The 14272-nt window shown below is 54.0% G+C and carries 16 protein-coding genes; 2 read left to right on the top strand and 14 right to left on the bottom strand.

The genetic code is table 11. The features are described 5' to 3' along the window. The 3 genes from tamA to BMY49_RS00295 all read right to left on the bottom strand — a co-directional run bounded on the left by tamA (position 1) and on the right by BMY49_RS00295 (position 4053). Positions 1-1851 carry an autotransporter assembly complex protein TamA gene (gene tamA, locus BMY49_RS00305; RefSeq protein ID WP_089674451.1) on the bottom strand — a complete coding sequence of 617 codons (1851 nt, stop codon included), beginning with the start codon at positions 1849-1851 and terminating at the stop codon, positions 1-3. A 66-nt stretch (positions 1852-1917) separates the two neighbouring features. Further along, positions 1918-2751, bottom strand: a complete 834-nt coding sequence (locus BMY49_RS00300; RefSeq protein ID WP_089674449.1) for a coiled-coil domain-containing protein — start codon at positions 2749-2751, stop codon at positions 1918-1920. Between the two features lie 9 nt (positions 2752-2760). After that, positions 2761-4053: a nucleotide sugar dehydrogenase gene (locus BMY49_RS00295; protein WP_089674447.1), complete on the bottom strand. Its 1293-nt coding sequence runs from the start codon at positions 4051-4053 to the stop codon at positions 2761-2763. A gap of 205 nt (positions 4054-4258) precedes the next feature. On the opposite strand from BMY49_RS00295, the gene ubiG reads away from it, so the two are divergent. Continuing rightward, positions 4259-5002 (top strand): bifunctional 2-polyprenyl-6-hydroxyphenol methylase/3-demethylubiquinol 3-O-methyltransferase UbiG, encoded by a 744-nt coding sequence (ubiG, locus tag BMY49_RS00290; RefSeq protein ID WP_089674445.1) that lies wholly within the window; start codon positions 4259-4261, stop codon positions 5000-5002. Next, positions 5003-5674 carry an HAD family hydrolase gene (locus tag BMY49_RS00285; protein ID WP_044630064.1) on the top strand — a complete coding sequence of 224 codons (672 nt, stop codon included), beginning with the start codon at positions 5003-5005 and terminating at the stop codon, positions 5672-5674. A gap of 20 nt (positions 5675-5694) precedes the next feature. On the opposite strand, the gene BMY49_RS00280 is transcribed toward BMY49_RS00285, so the two are convergent. The 11 genes from BMY49_RS00280 to ruvC all read right to left on the bottom strand — a co-directional run bounded on the left by BMY49_RS00280 (position 5695) and on the right by ruvC (position 14261). Then, on the bottom strand, positions 5695-6456 hold the full coding sequence (locus BMY49_RS00280; protein WP_062359686.1) for a YciK family oxidoreductase: 762 nt from the start codon (positions 6454-6456) through the stop codon (positions 5695-5697). Between the two features lie 33 nt (positions 6457-6489). Then, a complete protein-coding gene (ybgF, locus tag BMY49_RS00275) occupies positions 6490-7299 on the bottom strand; it encodes a tol-pal system protein YbgF (RefSeq protein WP_062359688.1) in 810 nt (269 codons plus the stop codon). Positions 7300-7346: 47 nt separating this feature from the next. After that, positions 7347-7889 (bottom strand): peptidoglycan-associated lipoprotein Pal, encoded by a 543-nt coding sequence (gene pal, locus BMY49_RS00270; RefSeq protein WP_054641210.1) that lies wholly within the window; start codon positions 7887-7889, stop codon positions 7347-7349. Positions 7890-7934: 45 nt separating this feature from the next. After that, the gene (gene tolB, locus BMY49_RS00265; RefSeq protein ID WP_054641209.1) at positions 7935-9221 is read right to left on the bottom strand and encodes a Tol-Pal system beta propeller repeat protein TolB; all 1287 of its coding nucleotides are present in this window, start codon (positions 9219-9221) and stop codon (positions 7935-7937) included. Beyond that, a complete protein-coding gene (gene tolA / locus BMY49_RS00260; protein ID WP_089674443.1) occupies positions 9221-10357 on the bottom strand; it encodes a cell envelope integrity protein TolA in 1137 nt (378 codons plus the stop codon). The genes tolB and tolA overlap by 1 nt, the downstream gene beginning before the upstream one ends. A 13-nt stretch (positions 10358-10370) precedes the next feature. Further along, on the bottom strand, positions 10371-10808 hold the full coding sequence (gene tolR / locus BMY49_RS00255) for a protein TolR (protein WP_054645020.1): 438 nt from the start codon (positions 10806-10808) through the stop codon (positions 10371-10373). An 11-nt stretch (positions 10809-10819) separates the two neighbouring features. After that, on the bottom strand, positions 10820-11515 hold the full coding sequence (gene tolQ, locus BMY49_RS00250; RefSeq protein WP_044630071.1) for a protein TolQ: 696 nt from the start codon (positions 11513-11515) through the stop codon (positions 10820-10822). Between the two features lie 11 nt (positions 11516-11526). Continuing rightward, on the bottom strand, positions 11527-11943 hold the full coding sequence (gene ybgC, locus BMY49_RS00245; protein ID WP_044630072.1) for a tol-pal system-associated acyl-CoA thioesterase: 417 nt from the start codon (positions 11941-11943) through the stop codon (positions 11527-11529). Beyond that, positions 11940-12977 carry a Holliday junction branch migration DNA helicase RuvB gene (gene ruvB, locus BMY49_RS00240; protein ID WP_089674441.1) on the bottom strand — a complete coding sequence of 346 codons (1038 nt, stop codon included), beginning with the start codon at positions 12975-12977 and terminating at the stop codon, positions 11940-11942. Before ruvB ends, ybgC begins: the two co-directional genes overlap by 4 nt. A 55-nt stretch (positions 12978-13032) precedes the next feature. After that, positions 13033-13641 (bottom strand): Holliday junction branch migration protein RuvA, encoded by a 609-nt coding sequence (ruvA, locus tag BMY49_RS00235; protein ID WP_074210598.1) that lies wholly within the window; start codon positions 13639-13641, stop codon positions 13033-13035. A 68-nt stretch (positions 13642-13709) separates the two neighbouring features. After that, positions 13710-14261 carry a crossover junction endodeoxyribonuclease RuvC gene (gene ruvC / locus BMY49_RS00230; RefSeq protein WP_062359692.1) on the bottom strand — a complete coding sequence of 184 codons (552 nt, stop codon included), beginning with the start codon at positions 14259-14261 and terminating at the stop codon, positions 13710-13712. Positions 14262-14272 lie beyond the last annotated feature (11 nt).

Genomic DNA, 14272 nt, shown 5'->3' with positions numbered 1-14272 from the left:
CTAGAATTCTGGACCAATCGAAAAGTGCACGCGGAAAGCGTCGTCGATATCAAAGGGATGTGCGATGTCGAAACGTATCGGGCCAACGGGAGACACCCAGCGCACGCCCACGCCCGCACCTGTTTTAAGGCCAGTCGGGCCCCAATTATCGAACGCATCCCCTGTATCAATAAAGGTGGCACCCCACCAGTCTCCCGTAACACGACGCTGATACTCTAATGTGGAGGTCAGCATTTGTTGGCCGCCACGTAAGCGACCTTCTTCATTACGCGGTGACAAGCTCTCGTAGGAGTAACCGCGTACGCTGCGATCACCGCCTGCGAAGAAACGCAGCGATGGCGGAAGCTTGTCAAAGTCACCGGTCTCGATAGCGCCAATGCTTAATCGAGCTAAAAAGCGGTTGTCATTGCCGATGGTGCGAATCCATTCGGTATCGCCGGTTAGCCGGGTGAATTTGGCGTCAGACCCCCAGGCTCTGTCAGAGTACTCAATCGATAACTGCTGACGATCGCCCCACAGAGGAAAACGTTGAGGCCGAGTGCGGGTTCGCGACCACTGAATCCCTGGATAAAACAGCCAAACCTCATCAGCTTGGCCGCCCTGGGTAAAGTCTTCATACGTTGTGCGGAAGTAGAGCGTTTGTACCCAACGGTTCTCAAATTCCCAACGCCGAGCCACTTCTACGGTGCCTTCCAAGGATTTTGTGTCGCCATCGTCAATATTGCGCACGCCATACTGCAGGCGGTAGTTATCCCGTATCGGGTCCTCTAGCGGAATATTGTATACCCCCGTAAAACGCTGTTCAGGGGCGGAAAGATAGAGATCATGATCCAGACTGTGACCAAACCGGTTGATCCATGGCTGCTGCCAGCCAAAACGCAGGCGTGGGCCTACATCTGTGGCATAACCTATACCTACCTCAAACTGGTGGCGATCTGCCGGCTCGACACTGACATCGATGGGCAAGCGGGTATCGTCACGGCTGTTAATACTGAGAGCACTGGCAAGCGCTGCGCTACTTACTCTAGAGCGTTCAGGCTGTGATGCAGTGGCTTCGTTCCACCAGGGCGACCCTCCGCTCGGCGGAGCGATTGTCAATTCTTGAGCTGTCTCCAGCCGGGGCCGTACGGAGACAGAACTAAACCATCCTGTTTCAGCTAAACGCTGATTATAGCGGGCCAGGGATTCCGCTAGGTAAGGCTCACCAGCACGAAACGTCTGCATTTGTCGCAGCCGCTCAGGTTCAATATGGCTGCCCGTAATAAATGTATCGCCAAAGTGATAGCGTGGCCCGCTATCAAAGGCCATATAGAGGCGAGCGCTTTCCAAGTAAGGGCGCACTTCCATCCGTCGATCAGAAAAGCCCCAGTCGAAGTAGCCCCGCTCAATAGCTAGACCGGCAAACTGGCTACGTAGACTGTCCCAGGGGGCATGACGCAGCGGTTCCCCCTGCTTTAAAGGAAAATCATCAAGCGCGTCTTGGAAAGGGGGGTCATTGTTCGCATCCCCTGTAATACTGATGTCGAGTACTTCAATCACTACCTGAGGCCCTGATTCAATACGCACGGCGATGGGCGGCTGATCTAGCTCGACAGTAATATCAGGTTCGTAATAGCCATATACTCGCATGGCTTCTTGCGTGCGCTGGCGTATTTCACCTTCCAAGCGGGCATCGGTGTACTGGTCGGCCTCAATATTTTCTAAATAGGCCTCAATATTAACTAGCACACGCCCATCAACACCGCTGATGTCTGCTTCAAGGGCCCAAGAGACCGATGAAGCAGACATCAGCGGCAGCACCAGTAAATACGCCACTTGTTTGGCCGTAGGCCACCGCCGTTGTCTTCCCATACCGTTATATCCCTAACCCTATCACCGGCTTAGTGGCTTGTTTATTCCACATCGTGATGCTGCTATTTAATTGCGCAGCATTTCCATCTGCGCACTAAAGGCTAGCTGCGCCTGCCGGACCTGCCGTAAGTCGCTCTCAAGCGTGTTTAAGCGCTGGGTCCACTGCGCTTCCAGCGCTGTTAATTCAGCTTGGCTAGCAGGCTCTTCTTGAGTATTAACTTCAGCGACAGTAGAAGAGAGCTGCGTTAACTGCTGCTCGACATTTTCCCGCCAGATACTCAACTGCTCTTCAGTAGCGGTTCGGTCGCTGGCTACCTGGCGCTCCATGGTATCGAGCCGCTGGTTGATGACCCCCTCTAAATGAGTAACCTCCTCCACTAAATTTTGCCTACCAGAGGTACCCGCTTGCTCTAAGGCATCTAGCGATGTCCGAATAGCGGCTAGCTGGCTATCACGAAGGGCTGCTTGCTCCTGAAATTGCTCGAATCGTTGTGAAAATGTCTCAAGCGCCTCATTTGATACAAGCTCTTCATTTTCTGTGAGAAGCCCATAGAGCTCTTCACGCGTATTAGTCAATGCCACAGCCAGCTGCTCCTGCTCTTGGAACAGAGTGGATATCTGAGCTTGTACAAAGGTTATCGCATCTTGGGCCTCTGTGTCATCGGAGTCGAGCCTTGCATGAAGATTAGACACCTCACCACTCACACGATGCACTTCTGCTAGCAACCTCTCTCTTTCGTACCAAACCCCTACTGCTGCTGCGCCTAATAGCAACATCAACAGAATCAATACGAGCCAAAGCGGCCATAATCGCGGCCCCCTGCGATGGCGTAAGTGCTGTGCTGTCAGGCTTTGATCCACGTCGGGAACAATACGCTGAGATGAAGTGGCATCGGACATATGTTTTCCTTAGAGCATCGTTGGATCGGCGCGTCGTCCAATTCCCCGATAATGTAAGCCGCAGCTGGCTACAAAAGCGGGGTCGTAGATATTGCGTCCATCCAATATTAGCTTTTCGCGTAGCAGTGAGGCTAAGCGGTGCCAGTCAGGATTCCAGTAGGCTTTCCATTCGGTCACTAGCATCAGGGCGTCTGCACCCTGGCAGGCAAGATAAGGATCATCCTCGAACGTCATTAAATCATTCCGCTGCCCAACCGCCGAGTAGAGCGCTGGAATAGCCGCCGGGTCGTGTAGTTTGACCGTGACTCCCTGTGCCCAGAGCGCTTCAAGCAGCGTTAACACCGGTGCATGATCAATCCGGGCGGTGCCTGGTTTGAACGCGGCACCCCATATCGCTACCGTTTTGCCTGCTAAATCACCCTCAAAAAATCCCCACAACTTTCTGAACAGCGTCTCTTTTTTCTGCTCATTGATGTCCATCACCTGCTCAAGCAGCGCCGAGTAGCGACCACTGGATGACTGAACATCGGCTAAGCGCATCAAATCACGCGAGAAGTTAGGGCCACCAAAGCCACATCCTGGATAAAGGTACTCAAACCCTATCCGCGTATCTGCGCCCATACCCTGGCGTACATGCTCAACGTCCACTCCTAACGTATCGGCAAGACCTGCAATTTCATTCATATAGCTGATACGGGTAGCCAACATACCATTGATGGCCAGCTTGGTCAGTTCAGCGGCACGACAAGGCATGCATTGAAACACTTCGCTACGACGATTGAAGGCACGCAGTAGCTCTCTTGTCACTTGCTCACCCATGGCGTCATCGCACCCGAGCAGCCAGCGCACTGGACGAGTAAAAGAGAGCCAGGCTCGCCCTTCTTCCAGAGTGTCAGGCAGTGCCACACGACTATGCTGGTGTCCCATTAGCGAATGCAAACGCTCGGTCTCGCCCACTGGGAATGTTGAATTATTGACCAGCACCGCGCCGCTGTACTCCTGAAACATTGGGTGTTGTAAAAGCGAATTGGCTGACCGACGCTGACTAGGAGAAAGCGCTAACCAAACAATATCAGGCGTTTCAGAGACGTCAGGAGTAGCAACGATGGTTAAGTTGCCTGCTGCCATGGCTTGCTCAATCTGTGCCATCAGCGATGGTTCTCGGCGTAGCCAGTCAGCACTGGCCAGCGTTGGCCAGGGAACGCTCTCGTGGAGTAACCAGTCAACGTGATGACCTACCCAAGCAAGCGCCGCCGCCGCAGTTGCGGCGCTTAATTCACTACCATGCAGCAATACACGCATTCAGATACTCTCCCTGGCCAATAAGCGCCGATAAAATAAAGTGTTAGGCGTCATGCTGAGTTCCTTTCCATGCGTTTCGCGTCAGGAGTGGTTAGAATAACCATAATACTCAACGTTTGAGTGGATGCCACCTTGCCGCTAACCACCGCGAAATGGCAAACCATATTCATTTCACTCAAGACCAACTGCCGATGGGGGTTACACCATGTCAGTGACACTTCAGGATAGCACCACTCGCCGCTATCAAGACAACGTCGATGCCGCAGAAGTTGCGAAATTTGAAGCACTTGCCAGTCGCTGGTGGGATCCAGAGAGCGAATTTAAACCGCTTCACGATATTAACCCTCTGCGCTTGGACTTTATCGATGCTCGGGCTGGGCTGGCTGGTAAGAAAGTGCTGGATGTAGGTTGCGGTGGCGGTATTTTGAGCGAATCGATGGCCCATCGAGGAGCCAGCGTGACGGGCATTGACCTAGGGGAAGCACCGCTAGGGGTGGCGCGGCTTCACGCTGAAGAGAATGGCGTTACGGTAGAGTACCGGCATATCAGCGTTGAAGGTTTAGCCGCTGAAGAGCCCGGGCACTATGATGTGGTGACCTGCATGGAGATGTTGGAGCATGTACCCGACCCCGCTTCGGTTATCCGTGCCTGCAGTACACTGGTTCGCCCTGGAGGCTATGTATTTTTCTCAACGCTTAACCGCACACCGAAGTCTTACGCCTTTGCCATCCTAGGGGCCGAATACGTGTTGAAGCTGCTGCCCCGTGGTACCCACGACTACGCTAAATTTATTCGCCCTTCCGAAATGGCGAACTGGGCGCGTGCGGCATCTCTTGAGGTGCGTGAGCAAACGGGACTTACTTATAACCCTATTACACGGCACTATCGTCTGGTTCCTCATGATGTATCCGTCAATTACATGATGTACTGCCGCAAAGCGAGCGAGTAAATGTTGATACCCTCCCCCCAGGCGATACTGTTTGATTTAGATGGCACATTGGTAGATACCGCCCCCGACTTGGCTGCTGCAACTAACGCGTTAAGAGCCCATCACGGCTTAGCGGCCCTGCCGTTCCAGGAAATACGTGGGCAAGTGTCTAATGGTGGCAGCGCCCTGGTCACGCTGGCGCTTGGCCTTGAAAGCGGTAGTGACGAGCATGATGAGGCAAGGCAGTTCTTGCTGGATGCTTACGAGCAAGCGGTGGCGGTCCATAGCAAGCTTTTCGAGCCGTTAAATGAGTGGCTAACGCAGTGGCACAGTGAAGAGCGACTTTGGGGAATTGTGACTAATAAACCGCGGCGCTATACCTTGCCGCTTTTGGAAGCGCTGGCGCTAACGCCAGGGGCGTTGCTCTGCGCTGATGACTTAAGTGTTAAAAAACCTGCGCCTGAGCCGCTTTGGGAAGCAGCAAAACGCCTCGGTGTTTCCCCCGAAGCGTGCTGGTATATCGGCGACCATGTTCGCGATATGCAAGCGGCTAAAGCAGCCGGTATGACGGCTGTCGCCGTGGGCTATGGCTATATCAGTGAAGAAGACGACTACCAGAGCTGGCCTGCCGACCTGTGGTTTACAACGTGTGATGAGCTGGTAGCCGCTCTTCATGACCACCGCACTGATTAGCCTTCGCCAGTGTGGAAACGTTAGACGCGTGGCGGCTGGGCATCAAACTTCTGGCCGCTAACGCCTTTACTATCAGGCCCCATCAGCCATAGGTAAGTGGGCATGACCTCTTCAGGCGTACGCAGTGTAAACGGATCTTCACCTGGGTAAGCAGTGCGGCGCATTTGGGTACGCGTAGCACCTGGATTCAGCGTATTCACTCGAACATTCGTCTGATTCTCTAATTCATCAGCCAGCACCTCCATAAATCCTTCTGTGGCGAATTTTGACACAGAATAGGCACCCCAATACGCACGCCCTTTACGGCCAACGCTGGAGGAAGTGAAGATAACCGATGCATCATCAGACGCCTGGAGCAATGGCAGCAGCGCTTGAGTCATCCAGATGGGACCATTGATATTGACCTGCATTACCTGACCCCACAGTTCGGGATTATACTGCTCGAACGGAGTAATGCGGCCAAGCAGCCCAGCGTTGTGCAATAACCCATCTAGACGGCCAAACTCTTTATCCAGCGTTTCTGCCATATCGTGAAAATCTTTGAGTGTCGCCCCTTCAAAATTGAGCGGAAAAATAGCCGGCTGTGGCCCGCCAGCCGCTTCAATTTCATCATAAACGCGTTCAAGTTTAGCAATAGTGCGGCCTAGCAATATAACGGTAGCCCCATGACGGGCATAGGTTAATGCCGCCGCGCGGCCAATCCCATCTCCCGCACCGGTTACCAACACGACGCGATTTTCTAGCAGATTGGGCGCTGGTTGATAGTCGATTTTGCAGCTCATGAGGTTTCCTTGAAGCTAAAAAAGTAAACGGTATTAACCCGCCGACTGGCGTAAGAAGTCATTGGCCAACCCAGCGGCACTGCTTTGGGGATAGTCATCCCGCACTTGTTCCAACAGCTCGCGGCTACGCTCTGCTTCGCCTTTACGCGCCTTAACCAAGCCGAGCTTGTAGAGCGCATCGGGTACTTTGGTACTACCGTTGTACTGCTCAATAACGCGCGTGAAGGCTTGATCAGCTGCATCTAACTCACCCTCTGCAGCATAAAGTTCGCCCAGCCAGTAATGGCCATTCGCCGTCAAGCTACTTTCTGGGTGGTCGGCCACAAAGGACTCAAAGGCCGCAATAGCATCTTCAAACTGGCGCGCCTGAACGTGGGCAAATGCAGCTTGATAAGCCGCTTGTGCGTCTTCACTTACATTACGAGTGGAAGGCGCTTGCACAACCTGCTCCGCTACTTCTGGCTCAACTTGAGGCGTTGCCTGCTCAATTTGACTGGGCGCGCTGCTCATCAAGCGGTCTTCAATATCCAGGTATTGCTGCTGCGATTGGTTTCGCAGTTGCTCTAACTGGTGACGCAGTTCTTCAATCTGGCCACGCAGCTGTTGAATTTCCTGCTGGTGCTCTTGCACTTGGTTAAACAGGACAAGATTACCGCCTGACGACTCTTGCCGCTGAGTTTGCTGATAAAAGCTATTGGACGAACCTGAGGAGAGGTCTTGGACCAGCGGCTGCTGCGCCAAGGCGGATGCTGACAGAAGGGATAAAGGCAATACGGACAGCGGGAGCGCTATGGCTCCCGCACCGCACAGCCTCTCAAAATAGCGTTTGAGACTGTGATTCATGATAGCTCCGAGTGATACAGTTGGCGTGCCAGGGCACGCCAATACTATCAGTAGTTAAAGACGACGCGACGGTTTTGCGAGTAGGCGCTTTCGTTTTGGCCACTCACTGCCGGACGCTCTTCACCGTAGCTAACCACGCTCATTTGTGAAGGAGATACACCCTGAGTATTCAGGAAGCGCTGTACGGCTCCCGCACGACGCTCACCTAGCGCCATGTTGTATTCACGGGTACCGCGTTCGTCGGTGTGACCGTGAAGAACAACACGGGCGTTCGGGTTAGCACGCAGGTAGCGCGCATGAGCCATTACCACAGATTCGTATTCGCTCTTAATGGTATCGCGATCGTAATCGAAGTAAATAGTGCGTACTTCAGGAATACGAGAATCCGCCTGCTGACCAGCAGCGCCAGAACCTGACGTTGAGCCATACTGACCACTAGTGCCAACACCAGACGTGCTAGACCCCATACTGCTGCCATCCTGGCTTCCGTACGAGTCTCCGTCTTGGGTTCCGCCGGTGCTGGAACAGCCAGCGATAACTACGATAGATAAAGCGACTGCTAATGAGCGAGCCAACGGCTTAAGTTGCATAATCAGACTCCTTGCCTGAAAACAGAAGTTAGTGCTGTTCATCTATTAATTTAAGAAAGGTGACCACGCGGGATCACGTACATCACCTTGTGCTGCGGGCAACCTAAATGACGAGCGGCCATCGGCTGAAACGGCACTTAGTACTCCGCTACCACCCTGTTGGGTAGCGAAGATTACCATGGTCCCGTTCGGCGCAACACTAGGAGATTCATCTCTTGTTGATTCGCTTAATACCACTAAGCGGCCACTCTCAAGATTCTGCTTCGCCACTTGAAAACCGCGGCTGGAACGGTGAATCAAAAAGATTTCTTCACCGTCTGGCGAAAAGCGTGCACGGGCGTTGTAGTTGCCCGTAAAGGTCAGTCGGTTGGTCTCTCCACTGCCTAACGAGGTTTGATAAATCTGCGGGCCACCGCTGCGATCCGACGTAAAAATCAAGCTACGACCATCAGGAGACCACGCGGGCTCGGTATCGATACTGTTGCTGTTAGTAATACGGTCCAGCGAACGGTTAGCTACGTCCAGCACGTAAATTTCTGGCTGACCGTCTTTGGATAACGACATGGCGATACGACGGCCATCTGGCGACCATGTTGGCGCACCATTGATACCACCAAATGAGGTGGCTTGAACGCGCTGACCTGTATTAACGTCTTGGATGTAGATAGACGCCTTGCCTGTTTCGAAAGAGACATACGCCAGCTTGCGGCCATCCGGCGACCAAGCGGGCGACATAATGGGCTGATCCGAGGTCAGCACCTGCTGGCTTCGACGGCCATCGGCATCAGCCACATACAACCCAAACTGCATGTTATCGCCTAGGCCCTGAGCCGTAACGTAAGCAATGCGGGTTGAGAAAGCGCCGCGAATATCGGTAATCGCCTCGAAAATTTGGTCACTGATGTAGTGCGCCGCACCACGAAGGTCGTTGCCACTGGCAGTCACGGTTTCACTGATCATGGGACGTTGGCCGCTAATATCGACCAGGTCGAACTGCAACTCATAACCGTTGCCTGTCTGCTGCGCGCGCCCAACGACGAGATAACGCACGTCCAGCGATCTCCAAGTGCCAAACTCTACGTCAGACGCTTGGCTTGGACGGTCGAACATAGCACTACGCTCTAGCGGTGCGAAAAATCCGCTACGTTCAAGGTCGTCTTGTACAATTTGCGCGACATCTTCAGGTAGGCCTTCGCTGCCTGCGAATGGCACGACCCCGATAGGCAACGCCTGATCGCTACCACGCGTTATCTCAATGGTTAAATTAGCGCTTGCTACGCTGCTGATTAGTAGCAGTACGCAAAAAAGCCACATTTTGCTTAACGTTTGCATCAGCGAACATCCCCCGGGGTAAATCGCAGATTAAATTGACGTAAAGTACGCTGCTGTTCCGCTGACAAGTCACGTAACTCGCCAAACGGTGCTGCATGTTCCACCGCCTGCATAGCTGAGCGATCAAAAGCACTATCACCGCTGGATGAAGCGACAGAGGTCGCTAGTAGCTCACCCGATGGACCAAGCCTCACTTGTATCGTAGCACTCATTGCGTTGCTCGCTCCTGGAGGGATAACCCACGCTTGCTCTACAGCACGCCGGACAATGTTAATAAAGCTGTTTGCCGCCTGTTGGGCCTGCTGTGCATTAGCGGCCGCTTCTGCCTCGCCTGCTAACTGACGTTGCATGGCCGCTTCGGCTGCCTCAGCAGCACGACGCTCTTCTGCTTCACGCTGTTTCTGGGCTTCTGCTTCGCGAGCGCGCTGCTCCTCCGCTTCCCGTTGGCGACGAGCTTCTTCCTCCCGCTGGCGCTGTGCTTCGGCTTCACGCTCACGTTGTTCTTCCGCTTCGCGCTGGCGTTGGGCTTCTGCTTCACGGGCACGTTGGGCCTCTTCTTCCCGAGCGCGTTGCTCTTCAGCCTCACGTTGGCGCTGAGCCTCGGCTTCCGCCCGTGCACGCTCTGCTTCCGCTTCACGCTGGCGCTGGGCTTCGGCCTCTGCCTGCGCACGCTGCTCTTCCGCTTCACGTGCCTGGGCTTCTGCCGCTTGCTGTTCGGCTAATCGCTCAGCTTCTTCTGCGCGACGCTGGGCTTCGGCTTCAGCTTCTGCTTGGGCTTGTTCTAGCGCGCGAGCCTGTTCCGCTGCCTTAGCTTCTGCTTCGCGCTGGCCTGCCTCGGCGGCAGCTTGCTGCTCCGCCGCGGAAGGCTCATCGCTAGGCGGCTCTGGATCGGGCTCTTCGGGTTCAGAGGCATTGTTCATTGCGGCCTGTTGCTCAGTGACTTGCTGGGCCTGATCAGTGAACGTTTCCGTGCTCACGAACGTCGCTTGTACGATCGAAGAAGAGTCTGGTTCCGCCGACATGCTGGGCAGCTTGACCAAGCTAAAGATAACCACGAGCAAGTGCACGGCAACAGCCAAAATCGTTGGCCACGTGTAGCCAACGTCTTGAGGGTCACGCGGTGGTTTTACAGCCATGTGCGACTCGCCCTTAACCATCTTGGGGCGGCTCTGAGAGCAGCCCTACGTTGGCGACACCCGAGCTCTGCAGCGTGCTCATCAGCAGCACAATCTGGCCATAAGGTACATTGCGATCTCCTCGCACCATCACAGGCGTACCGGGACGACGCTGAAGAATAGCAGTTACTCGCTCCGACATTTGCTCCAGAGAAACCGCCGTCGAATCTTCTCCCAGAGTAATAAAGTAGCCGCCATCGCGATCTACCGAGATGATGATCGGGTCATTATCTTCCTGGGTTTCAATAGGCTCAGAGGTGACTTGAGGCAGATCTACTTGAACGCCTTGCGTCAGCATGGGAGCAGTAATCATAAAAATGACAAGCAGTACCAGCATCACGTCGATAAAAGGGACGACGTTGATCTCCCCCATCGGCTTGCTTTTGCCGCTACGATTGAACGGACCTTGCATGGCAGACTCCCTTAACTAGCGCTAGGTTTGCCGTCACGCCCTTGCAAGTTACGGTGCAAGATTGCGTGAAACTCTTCAGCAAAGTCTTCGTATTTACCCAGTAAGCGAGAAGCGTTATTGGATAGGCGGTTGTAGAAAATAACAGCGGGAATCGCTGCGAAAAGTCCCATTGCCGTGGCAATCAGCGCTTCTGCAATCCAGGGTGCAACGGTCGCTAGTGTCGCTTGCTGGGTCATGGAAAGCGATTGGAATGAGCCCATAATGCCCCATACCGTACCAAATAAGCCGATATAAGGACTGGCGGAGGCAACCGTTGCCAGAAAAACAAGATGTTGGGTCAAGCGGTCTTCTTCCCGCGACCAGGCGACTCGCATGCTGCGCTGGACACCTTCCAGTACCGTATCGGCACTGCGGGTTTTAGGCATCAGGCGGTTAAATTCCCGAAAACCTGCCTGGAAAATGTGCTCCGCTCCATGACGAGGGTCATCAGCGGGAATTTCGCGGTAGAGCTCGTTTAGGTCAACACCTGACCAAAACGACTCTTCAAACTGGTTGTACTCTTGCTTGGCTCGGCGTAGCGCAATGCTACGCTGAAAGATCACCACCCATGAGAGGATTGACCCCACCACTAGCAGCAGCATGACCAGCTGTACCACAACGCTGGCACTCATTATTAAGTGGGGAATGGACATGGTGTTATCGTTCACAGTTGCCCTCATCAATCAATTAATGTCGTTTTCGACTGGGGTGTGGTGTTAAGCGACAATGGCCACGCTTTTGGACGCAGTGTCGTAGCGTTTAAGCAGGCTATCTCGACTGTTGCGGAGCACAAGAGTTCCTCGTCGCGCCGAACCTGTTGTTCAAATGTCATCCGGCAACGACCTTTTTCCGCAATGTTGGCAGTTACCGTCAGTGCCTCATCCAATCGTGCGGGTTTGGCATAGTGGCAGGCCATGCGGTATACCACTAGCTGCGTACCTTCGTCTAGCAACGTTTGCTGGTTAAGGCCTAATTCTCTTAGCCACTCGCTGCGCGCCCGTTCCATAAACTTCAGGTAGTTAACGTAGTAGACAATTCCACCGGCGTCAGTATCTTCCATGTAAACACGCACTGGTATGCTAAATTCGCCCGTCATGGCCGATGTTCTCCCTCAACATCAATTGACTGTTCGTGGGGCGTCTTATCAAAGTGCAGCCAGGCTTGACGAGTCACCACACGGCCTCTTGGTGTACGCATCATTAGCCCCTGCTGAATCAGATAAGGTTCAATCACATCTTCGATGGTATCGCGCTCTTCACCGATGGCGGCAGAGAGTGAGTCAACGCCCACCGGGCCACCATCGAATTTGTCGATCATCGCCAGCAGTAAACGGCGGTCCATGTGATCCAAACCGTGGTGATCGACATTTAGCATATTGAGCGCCGCATCCGCTAATGTCACATCTACAACGCCATCTCCCTTTATTTCGGCGTAGTCCCGCACTCTGCGCAACAGTCGGTTGGCGATACGCGGCGTACCACGGGAGCGGCGCGCGACTTCAATGGCACCTTCATGGCTGGTTTCAACGCCTAGTAGCCGTGCTGAGCGGGCGACAATCTCGGTCAGCTCTTCCAGGTTATAAAACTCAAGACGCTGAACGATACCAAAGCGGTCACGCAGCGGTGAGGTCAACAACCCCGCACGAGTGGTGGCGCCCACCAGCGTAAATCTGGGCAGGTCAAGTTTAATAGAACGTGCGGCGGGCCCTTCGCCAATCATGATATCGAGCTGAAAGTCCTCCATCGCGGGATAAAGGACCTCTTCCACCACGGGCGAGAGGCGATGGATTTCATCGATAAACAGCACATCGCCCGGTTCAAGATTGGTCAGCATAGCGGCGAGATCCCCCGCGCGCTCCAGCACCGGGCCAGAAGTAGATTTAAGTCCCACGCCCATTTCAGTAGCGATAATATTCGCCAACGTCGTTTTACCTAAGCCTGGCGGTCCGAACACCAGCGTGTGGTCTAAGCTCTCTTCGCGTAGCCTGGCTGCTCCAATAAAAATCTCAAGCTGTTCGCGAACCCGAGGCTGGCCAATATAGTCTTTGAGATGTTTCGGACGAATAGCATAGTCGATGCGCACTTCGCCCTGCTCTGGCTCAGCGGCAATTAATCGGTCGTGTTCTAACATAAAGACTCTTCTAGAGTGCTGACTAATGAGTACACGCTATTGCACTCGTGCTGGTCTAACCGGACATGCGTTTGGTTAACGCGGCTTTGATCAAAGCTTCGGTAGTTTGATTGGGGTCGACGTCGGCTAACATTTTCGTCGCTTCTGTCAGCTTATAACCCAAGCTCACCAGGGCTGCTTCGGCATCCGCCAAATGATCCCTTGGAGCAGCTCGCCCGCTTGTCGCTTCAAGAGCCAACGGCGCATCGTTGCCATGCCCCCACTCAGGAAAGCGGTCACGCATTTCGATAATCAACCGTTCCGCCGTTTTTTTACCAACGCCTGGCAGTTTTGTCAGCGCTTTGCTGTCGTCATCTCTGATACAGCGCATAAAGGCATCTTCATCCATACCCGACAGGATCGCTAACGCAAGTTTCGGCCCTACGCCATTCACTTTGATCAAGGCGCGAAACAGCGCTCGCTCATGCTCTCGCCCAAACCCATAGAGCAAATGCGCATCGTCACGGATGGTGAGATGGGTATAGAGTGACACCTGCTCGCCGGGAGCGGGCAGCGCTACAAAGGTGTTCATGGAGGCTTCAAGCTCATAACCAACGCCATGCACATCTACCACCATCCAGGGCGGCTGTTTTTCCAACAACAGGCCGGTTAAACGTCCAATCATTATATGCCTCGCAGCCAATCAAAACAGCAGCCACTATAAAGCCACTCTGTACAGATGACCAGTAATGCCTAGAGCCGCCATCGCCCTGATGAGCGGCGCTTACTGCGTGAAGGAGTCGCCGCCACCAGGGCGTTGCCAGCAAAAGCGTGGGTCAGTGCAATGGCTAGTGCATCGGCGGCATCTGCCTGGGGTGTCGCCGACAGGCCGAGCAGCGTGGTGACCATATGCTGCACCTGGCTTTTATCAGCGCCGCCCTGCCCGGTTACCGCTTGCTTAATCTGCCGAGCGGCGTACTCCGCGATACTCAGCCCATGGTTAGCCAAACAAACCAATGCTGCGCCGCGGGCTTGGCCTAGCTTGAGGGCCGAATCAGCATTTTTAGCCATAAAAACCCGCTCTACTGCAACAGCATCAGGGCGGTGCAGGCCAATCACTTCGCTAATACCGGCATATATTTGCGCCAAACGCTGCTCCAGTGCACCATCAGCCGTACGAATGCAGCCACTGGCCACATAGCGAGGCTTCACGCCTATTAGATCAATCACGCCGTAACCGGTGATACGTGAGCCTGGGTCAATGCCTAAAATTCTGACCGTGGTCGCCAGCTGTTTTTCGTCCATGGATTTTTCTC

Source organism: Vreelandella aquamarina (genome assembly GCF_900110265.1).
Taxonomy (GTDB): domain Bacteria; phylum Pseudomonadota; class Gammaproteobacteria; order Pseudomonadales; family Halomonadaceae; genus Vreelandella; species Vreelandella aquamarina.
This window is presented reverse-complemented; position numbering and strand designations above follow the sequence as displayed.

Excerpts from the sequence above, each read along its gene's own strand:
- tamA (WP_089674451.1), bottom strand. The coding sequence starts at position 1,851 with ATGGGAAGACAACGGCGGTGGCCTACGGCCAAACAAGTGGCGTATTTA.
- ruvB (WP_089674441.1), bottom strand. The coding sequence starts at position 12,977 with ATGTTAGAACACGACCGATTAATTGCCGCTGAGCCAGAGCAGGGCGAA.
- BMY49_RS00300 (WP_089674449.1), bottom strand. The coding sequence starts at position 2,751 with ATGTCCGATGCCACTTCATCTCAGCGTATTGTTCCCGACGTGGATCAA.
- ybgF (WP_062359688.1), bottom strand. The coding sequence starts at position 7,299 with ATGAATCACAGTCTCAAACGCTATTTTGAGAGGCTGTGCGGTGCGGGA.
- ubiG (WP_089674445.1), top strand. The coding sequence starts at position 4,259 with ATGTCAGTGACACTTCAGGATAGCACCACTCGCCGCTATCAAGACAAC.
- tolR (WP_054645020.1), bottom strand. The coding sequence starts at position 10,808 with ATGCAAGGTCCGTTCAATCGTAGCGGCAAAAGCAAGCCGATGGGGGAG.
- BMY49_RS00280 (WP_062359686.1), bottom strand. The coding sequence starts at position 6,456 with ATGAGCTGCAAAATCGACTATCAACCAGCGCCCAATCTGCTAGAAAAT.
- BMY49_RS00285 (WP_044630064.1), top strand. The coding sequence starts at position 5,003 with ATGTTGATACCCTCCCCCCAGGCGATACTGTTTGATTTAGATGGCACA.
- tolB (WP_054641209.1), bottom strand. The coding sequence starts at position 9,221 with ATGCAAACGTTAAGCAAAATGTGGCTTTTTTGCGTACTGCTACTAATC.
- ruvA (WP_074210598.1), bottom strand. The coding sequence starts at position 13,641 with ATGATTGGACGTTTAACCGGCCTGTTGTTGGAAAAACAGCCGCCCTGG.
- ruvC (WP_062359692.1), bottom strand. The coding sequence starts at position 14,261 with ATGGACGAAAAACAGCTGGCGACCACGGTCAGAATTTTAGGCATTGAC.
- ybgC (WP_044630072.1), bottom strand. The coding sequence starts at position 11,943 with ATGACGGGCGAATTTAGCATACCAGTGCGTGTTTACATGGAAGATACT.
- tolA (WP_089674443.1), bottom strand. The coding sequence starts at position 10,357 with ATGGCTGTAAAACCACCGCGTGACCCTCAAGACGTTGGCTACACGTGG.
- pal (WP_054641210.1), bottom strand. The coding sequence starts at position 7,889 with ATGCAACTTAAGCCGTTGGCTCGCTCATTAGCAGTCGCTTTATCTATC.
- BMY49_RS00295 (WP_089674447.1), bottom strand. The coding sequence starts at position 4,053 with ATGCGTGTATTGCTGCATGGTAGTGAATTAAGCGCCGCAACTGCGGCG.